General features: G+C 47.9%; 2 protein-coding genes. Both read left to right on the top strand.

Going from position 1 to position 1288, the window contains the following annotated elements:
- Positions 1 to 182 precede the first annotated feature (182 nt).
- On the top strand, positions 183 to 410 hold the full coding sequence (locus tag ACSV5M_RS21760; protein WP_439178955.1) for a hypothetical protein: 228 nt from the start codon (positions 183 to 185) through the stop codon (positions 408 to 410).
- Between the two features lie 441 nt (positions 411 to 851).
- The coding region (locus ACSV5M_RS21755; RefSeq protein ID WP_439178954.1) for a hypothetical protein at positions 852 to 1288 on the top strand (437 nt) is incomplete at its 3' end.

Raw genomic sequence — 1288 nt, 5'->3', positions numbered from 1 at the left:
CTGCTTGAAAAGAGATCGTAATAGTGAGTGTGTTTTTCTTCCGGAAGTGCAGCGGCCGCGTAAGCGGCTGCTCTTTCTCCATTGCATCACGATGAATTAACTGAAACTGCATGTTCAGGCATTGAGCCCCTGCGCACTGCCTTCTATACTGTCCTCGACGATGAAAACTGGAGGATGTGGCGATGCGAGGCAAAGACTCAAAAACCTCAACAGATAAAAGCCTGGATGAGTTGACTCAGGAACTGATTGATCGCGGCATTGTTAAGCGTGAACAAACAACCGAATATGATTTCCTTGAGCTGTACCATGCCAATCCGGCAACGCTGTCAGTGTCTTCTCGCCGTATGCAGCTACTCATGCATAACTCGGTCGAGTTTAAGGTGCTGAGACAGGCTCACGGCCTGGAATAACGGTTCAAGACCCCGTTCACGGTGGCAACTTCCTAAGTTGTACCCTGAAGCAGCACGTGCACCTGTAATTGCTGTGGCAGTGGCAACACTGTTGGTGTAATTTTCCTATCCTGAAAACCGTCTGGTTTTCTTCTCATTTATACTTGTCCGGGAGATTTTTAGTATGGAAAGTAAAATCAAGGAGGCTCTCGTGGCCTTGGTTGAATACATTGAGCGGCGTGACGTTAATGATGAGTTCGTTAATGATGGTGACGGCAACTTCCCAAGTTGTACCCTGAAGCAGCACGTGCACCTGTAATCGCTGTGGCAGTGGCAACACTGTTGGTGTAATGAAGTTTTCCTACCCTGAAAACCGTCTGGTTTTCTTCTCATTTCTACTCACCCTGTCGGGAGCCACTCCTGCACAGGGGGCTCCTCTTTTTTTCTTTTGAGGAGCATTTTATGACTGTTTGTATTTCTGAGCACGTTCGTGCGCACGTCGCGGTGAAAGCATTTTGTGATCGTATTTCGCCTATCAATCTGTACCTGGACTATCCGCTTGTTGGAAATGACCAGGTCTATCGAGAGGCAGAGGCATACATCAATCAATTGATTGATGATCTGGGTGGTTATTGGGTGTTGATCACGACCCTGCGTGGTGATCGCGCGTTAGCCCGGAAAATTCGTGCCGTACTGGAGTTCGGTGGAACATTGCGATTGGCGTTAGCCCATCTCTATGTCGAATCAATTCTGGTCAGTCACGGATTATGTTTTCAATATGAGTACAAGAACGAGTACCGCTTTTTCATCTCATCGTGTGATGCTGTGCAAGATGAAGTGTCACGTCTACTTTCTCTGAGCACATTCCGGTTTCGCTGGCACGAAAGCGTGTCACGTGA

The sequence above is a fragment of the Cellvibrio sp. ARAG 10.3 genome, assembly GCF_051846955.1.
In the GTDB taxonomy this organism is placed as follows: domain Bacteria; phylum Pseudomonadota; class Gammaproteobacteria; order Pseudomonadales; family Cellvibrionaceae; genus Cellvibrio.
The sequence above is the reverse complement of the archived record's forward strand: the minus strand, read 5'-3'. Positions and strand labels throughout refer to the sequence as shown.